Origin of the sequence: Curtobacterium sp. UCD-KPL2560 (assembly GCF_001705035.1) — a bacterium.
In the GTDB taxonomy this organism is placed as follows: domain Bacteria; phylum Actinomycetota; class Actinomycetes; order Actinomycetales; family Microbacteriaceae; genus Curtobacterium.
Window position 1 is genome coordinate 1 of sequence record NZ_MCIG01000117.1, and the last position, 5795, is coordinate 5795.

A 5795-nucleotide genomic window follows, 5' to 3' on the forward strand; every position below is an offset into this window, starting at 1 on the left:
GGTCAGGGTCCGGCGCCACGTCCACGGCGGGGGCGGTGCGGCGGAGCGCGACGACAGGGGATGTCGCACTCCGTCCGGACACGGTCAGGGGTGCCGCGTCCGGTCTGGGCGCGCCCGGTGGTCGACGGGTGTCGGCCGCCCGGCGCTGGTCCTCAAGGTCGTTCGGTGTCCTCTCGGTACCGGTCCGTCTCCCGCGGGGCAGGCATCGGTCGACGGGTCGCCGCGGGCCGGACCATCGGGAGCAGGGCACTCCCGACCGCCGCGAGCGCACCGACCGTGGCGATCACCCCGAGCGGGGCGGAGCCGAGGTCGTGCTGGGCGGCGAGGACGAGCGCCACGAGCGTCGCGGGTGCCGGCAGGAGCTGGACCACCCGGAAGTGGTCCTCCCCGAGCACCCGGGTCGTGATCGCGTTCGTCATGCCCACCATGCTGCACGAGGACGCCGGTCCGCAGAAGGGGGGACACGACCCCACTCATGGAGTAGAACGTCTAGTACACGTACGCACCGAAACGGGCCGGGAGGCATGCACCGGGTCGGCGCAGGGGCAGGCACCGGGACGCGGGACTCGGGTCGCGGGACGAGCGGGCCTCACGCGAGCGCGCGCACCGCCCCGACGGCCTCGGCGACGGACCGCACGACGACCGGGACGTCCTCGTCCCGCAGCCCGGCGTCGAACGTCAACCGCAGTGCCGTCCGCGCCACGTCCTCGCGCAGCCCGAGGGCCGTGAGCACGTGCGAGGCCTCGGTGCTGCCCGCCGCGCACGCGCTCCCCGAGGACGACACCACGTCGCGCTGCTCGAGCTCGAGCAGGACCGTCTCGCCGGTGACCGCGGGGGCGACGCCGGGGACGGCCGGGAAGCAGAACGACGCGTGACCGGGCAGCCGGTGCGTCGGCGAGCCGGTCAGGACCGCGCCCGGGACGCCGGCGAGGACCCCGGCGACGACCGCGTCGCGCGTCGTCGTCGCCCGGGCCGCGGCGGCCGCCCGCTCCCCCGCCACGAGGGCGAGCGCGGTCGCGACGGCGACCGCCCCGGCGACGTCCTCGGTGCCCGAGCGCCGCCCGCGCTCCTGCCCGCCGCCGTGCAGGAGCGGTTCGATCGGGACACCCCCGCGCAGGGCGAGGACGCCGGTGCCCTTCGGCGCGCCGAGCTTGTGCCCGGACAGCGACAGCGCGTCGACGCCGAGCCGGTCGAGGCCGATCGGCAGCCAGGGCGCGCTCTGCACCGCGTCGGTGTGGAAGCGGGCACCGACCGTCCTCGCCACGGCGGCCAGGGCGGGGACGTCCTGCACCGTCCCGACCTCGTTGTCGGCGTGCGCGATCGACACGAGGGTGGTGTCCGGCCGGAGCACCGCGGCGAGCGCATCGGGGTGCACGACGCCGTCGCGGTCGACCGGCACCACGGTCAGGGTGAACCCGTGATGGCGCTCCAGGTACCGGCAGCTCTCGAGCACCGCCTCGTGCTCGATCGCGCTCGTCACGACGTGCCGGCCGCGGGGTGCGGCGAGGGCGATGCCCTTCACCGCCGTGTTCGCGCCCTCGGTGCCGCCGGTGGTGAACACGACCTCGCCCGGACGGCAGCCGAGCACGGCAGCGACGGTCGCGCGGGCGTCGGCGAGCGCCCGGGCAGCGGCGTCCCCGACCCCGTGCGTCGACGAGGGGTTGCCGAAGACCCCGGTGAGGTAGGGCCACATCGCCTCGAGGACCTCCCGCCGGACGGGCGTGGTCGCGGCGCGGTCGAGGTAGAACACGACGGGACGCGGGACCGGCTCAGGCCCCGGCGGGCGCGGCGTCGCCCGGGCCGGCGGTCACGACGACGTCGAGCCCGAGGTCGAGCGCGCGTGCCGAGTGGGTGAGTGCACCGACCGAGACGACGTCCACCCCGGTCGCGGCGATCGCGGCGACCGTGGTGAGCGAGACCCCGCCCGAGGCCTCGACGAGCGCGCGCCCGGCGACGATGCGGACGCCCTCGACGAGCTGCTCGGGGGTGAAGTTGTCGAGCATGATCGTGTCGACCCCGGCGGCGACCACGGGTTCGACCTGGTCGAGCCGGTCCACCTCGACCTCGACGTGCACGGTGTGCCCGAGCCGGCGCCGCGCGCCCGCGACCGCGTCGCCGATGCTCGTGCCCTGCGCGGTGAGGACGGCGAGGTGGTTGTCCTTCGCGAGGACGGCGTCGGACAGCGAGGAGCGGTGGTTGTGCCCACCGCCGCACCGCACCGCGTACCGCTCCAGTGCCCGCAACCCGGGCGTCGTCTTGCGGGTGTCGGTGACCCGGGCGCGCGTCCCGGCCACGGCCTGCACGTACGCGGCCGTCGCCGTCGCGATCCCGGACATGCGCTGCGCCAGGTTCAGGCCGACGCGTTCCGCCCGCAGCACCGCCCGCGCCGACCCGCTGACGGTCGCGAGCACGTCCCCCGCGGCGAAGGGCGCGCCGTCCGGCACGTGCAGGACGGTCTCGACGGTCGGGTCGACGGCACGCACGACGGCCGCGAAGACGAGGCCGCCGGCGAACACGCCCGGCTCACGGGCGGCCAGGGTCGCGGTCGCGACCGCGTCGGCGGGGATGAGCGTCTCGCTGGTGACGTCGCCCCAGGGCGCGTCCTCCTCGAGCGCCGTGTCGATCACGCGTCGCAGCACGTGCGGCGGGATCGTGCCCGGGTCGACGACGGCGGGCGCGGCTGCGGTGCGCTCGGTGGTGCTGGTCATGCGGGGACTCCCTGCGGGACGGCGGCGGACACCCGGACCCACGCGGTGCTGGCCGGTGCGGTCGGGTCGGTTCGGGGGTGGTCGGTGCGGGCGTGCGCGCCGCGGGACTCGGTGCGCGCCTCGGCGGCGAGCGCGGTGAGGCGCGCGAGGTCGAGCAGCGCGCGGTCCTCGTGCTCGCGGACACCGGTGGGGACCGGGACGGCGAGCGCAGCGAGTGCGCTCCGCGCGGCGGCGAGGCCGTCGGCGTCACGGAGCAGGCCGACCCGCTCGGTCATCTCGGTCTGGAGCACCCGGCGGACGGATGCCGCGTCGACGGCGCGGGGCGCGCCTCCCCGCCGGGTCGCGGTGTCCGGGCCGGCGTCGACGACGCGGGACGTGCCTCCCGACCGGCTCGCGGTGTCGCGACCCGCAGACGGGTCGCGACGGACCGGTCTGGAGGCACGGTGCACGCCCGCCGTGCGGCTCGCGTCGTCGGGGCCGTCACCACCGGATCCGGCGCGCACTCCCTGCACGTCGGCGTCCGGCACCTGCGTGACCGGCAGGTCCGCGTCGCCGCGCAGCCGGAGCCGCGCCGGGCGCGGCGCGTCCACGGCGTCCGCTGCGCGGACGGCGAAGACGAGCCCCTCGAGCAGGGAGTTCGACGCGAGCCGGTTCGCGCCGTGCACGCCCGTGCAGGCGACCTCGCCGACGGCGAGCAGGCCGGGCAGGCTGGTCCGGCCCTCCGCGTCGGTGGCGACGCCGCCCATCGCGTAGTGCGCGGCCGGGGCGACCGGGACGCCCTCACGGGTCCAGTCGAACCCCGCCGCCCGGGTGGCGCGGGTCAGTCCCGGGAAGCGGCGGACGAGGTACTCCGGGTCGAGGCCGGTCGCGTCGAGGAGCACGGGCTGCCCGCCCTGCTCGCGCACCGCGGCCGCGATGCCCCGTGCCACGACGTCGCGCGGTGCGAGCTCGGCGGCCGGGTGGACGGCGGTCATGAAGCGGCGGCCGGCGGCGTCGCGGAGCACGGCGCCCTCGCCGCGGACGGCCTCGGAGACCAGCCCGCCGTCGGGCACGGCGAGCCGGGTCGGGTGGAACTGCACGAACTCCAGGTCGGCGACGACCGCACCGGCACGCCAGGCCGCCGCCACGCCGTCACCGGTCGCGACGAGCGGGTTCGTGGTCTCCTGGAACAGGTGCCCGGCGCCGCCCGACGCCAGGACGACCGCGTCGGCGTCGATGCGCCGCGGTTCGCCGAACAGGTCGAGCACGTCGACGCCGACGACCGCGCCGTCGCGGACGACCAGGTCGGTCAGGCAGGTGCGCTCCAGGATCGTCACGTGCCGGCGGTGCAGTGCCGCGACGAGCGTGCGTTCGATCGCGGCTCCGGTCGCGTCGCCGTCGGCGTGCAGGACCCGCCACCGCCCGTGCGCCGCCTCACGCCCGCGGGCGAGGTCGTCGCCGTGGCGGTCGAGGCTCGCCGGGTCGGTGGTCCGGTCGAACGGCACGCCGAGCGCGAGCAGGTCGCGGACGCGCGCCGGCCCGTCCGCGCAGAGCACGGCGACTGCCCGGGCGTCGGCGCTGCCGGCCGCCGCCGTGTGGGTGTCCTCCTCGTGCAGGCCGACGCGGTCGTCGGCGCCCAGGGCGACGGCGACCCCGCCCTGGGCGTACGCGGTGGCACCGTCGGTGAGTGCCCCCTTCGTCACGAGGGTGACGTCGTGCCGGGCGCTGGCGCGGATCGCGGCGGTGGTCCCGGCGATGCCGGAGCCGACGATGACGACGTGCACGGTGTCCGCCGGTGGTCCGTCAGCCGCGCGGCTTCGCGGCGAGCATGCGCTCGAGCGCGACCCGGGCATCGGCCTGCACCGCTGCGGGGACGGCGACCTCGTTGAGGACCTCGCCGCGCACGAGCGCCTCGAGGACCCACGCGAGGTAGCCCGGGTGGATGCGGTACATCGTCGAGCACGGGCAGACCACGGGGTCGAGGCAGGTGATCCGGTGCTGCGGGTACTCGGCGGCGAGGCGGTTCACCATGTTGATCTCGGTGCCGATCGCGAACGAGGACGGCTCGGTCGCCGCAGCGACGGTCCGGCGGATGAGGTCGGTGCTGCCCGCGACGTCCGCCGCGTCGACGACGGCCATCGGGCACTCCGGGTGGACGATGACCGTCACGTCCGGGTCCTCGCGGCGGGCCTGCTCGATCTGGTCGACCGTGAACCGACGGTGCACCGAGCAGAAGCCGTGCCACAGGACGACGCGGGCGTCGAGCAGGGTCTGCGCGTCGTTGCCGCCGCCGGCCAGGCGCGGGTTCCACATCGGCATCAGGTCGGTGCTGATCCCCATCGCCTTGGCGGTGTTGCGGCCGAGGTGCTGGTCGGGGAAGAACAGCACGCGCTGCCCCCGCTCGAAGGCCCACTCGAGGACGGTCGCGGCGTTCGAGCTCGTGCAGACGATGCCGCCGTGCCGTCCGCAGAACGCCTTGAGGTCGGCGGCGGAGTTCATGTACGTGACGGGGACCACCGGCACGCGGCCGTCGGCGTCGGGCTCGGTGCCGTAGAGCGCCTCGAGCTCGGCCCAGGCCGCCTCGACGCTGTCGATGTCGGCCATGTCGGCCATCGAGCAGCCGGCGGCGAGGTTCGGCAGGATCACCCGCTGCTCGTCGCGGGCCAGGATGTCCGCCGTCTCGGCCATGAAGTGCACGCCGCAGAACACGATCGCCTCGGCGTCCGGCTTCGTCAGGGCGGCGTTCGCGAGCTGGAACGAGTCGCCGAGGAAGTCCGCGTGCCGGACGACCTCGTCGCGCTGGTAGAAGTGCCCGAGCACGACGACCCGGTCGCCGAGGGTGGCCTTCGCCCGCTCGATGCGCTCGTGCAGCTCGTCGTCGCTCGCGGTCTTGTACTCGTCGGGCAGCTGGCCCTGGCGCGGGGCGGTGGTCGGGATGACGTCGGACATCGACGAGCCCGGACCGTAGCCCGGGCGCGTGTCGAAGTCCCAGGTCGGCAGCGCGAGGTCGGGGGTGCAGGTGCTCCCGGCGGCCTTGCCGTTGGAGATGAGGTCGATGGTCGTCGCGATGGACACGTCGGTTCCTATCGGGTGGGGGTGGAGTGGGCG

Annotated in this window: 5 protein-coding genes; all 5 read right to left on the reverse strand. The window is 76.0% G+C overall.

Going from position 1 to position 5795, the window contains the following annotated elements:
* Nucleotides 1-152: 152 nt before the first annotated feature.
* The 5 genes from BEP24_RS15660 to nadA all read right to left on the reverse strand — a co-directional run bounded on the left by BEP24_RS15660 (nucleotide 153) and on the right by nadA (nucleotide 5762).
* Nucleotides 153-419 (reverse strand): hypothetical protein, encoded by a 267-nt coding sequence (locus BEP24_RS15660; RefSeq protein ID WP_141693492.1) that lies wholly within the window; start codon nucleotides 417-419, stop codon nucleotides 153-155.
* Nucleotides 420-589: 170 nt separating this feature from the next.
* The gene (locus tag BEP24_RS15665) at nucleotides 590-1750 is read right to left on the reverse strand and encodes a cysteine desulfurase family protein (protein ID WP_065965005.1); all 1161 of its coding nucleotides are present in this window, start codon (nucleotides 1748-1750) and stop codon (nucleotides 590-592) included.
* A gap of 19 nt (nucleotides 1751-1769) precedes the next feature.
* Entirely contained in the window at nucleotides 1770-2708 is a 939-nt protein-coding gene (nadC, locus tag BEP24_RS15670; RefSeq protein WP_083230435.1) for a carboxylating nicotinate-nucleotide diphosphorylase, read from the reverse strand.
* A complete protein-coding gene (locus BEP24_RS15675) occupies nucleotides 2705-4471 on the reverse strand; it encodes an FAD-binding protein (protein ID WP_065965007.1) in 1767 nt (588 codons plus the stop codon). The genes nadC and BEP24_RS15675 overlap by 4 nt, the downstream gene beginning before the upstream one ends.
* A gap of 19 nt (nucleotides 4472-4490) precedes the next feature.
* Nucleotides 4491-5762, reverse strand: a complete 1272-nt coding sequence (nadA, locus tag BEP24_RS15680; RefSeq protein ID WP_065965010.1) for a quinolinate synthase NadA — start codon at nucleotides 5760-5762, stop codon at nucleotides 4491-4493.
* Nucleotides 5763-5795 lie beyond the last annotated feature (33 nt).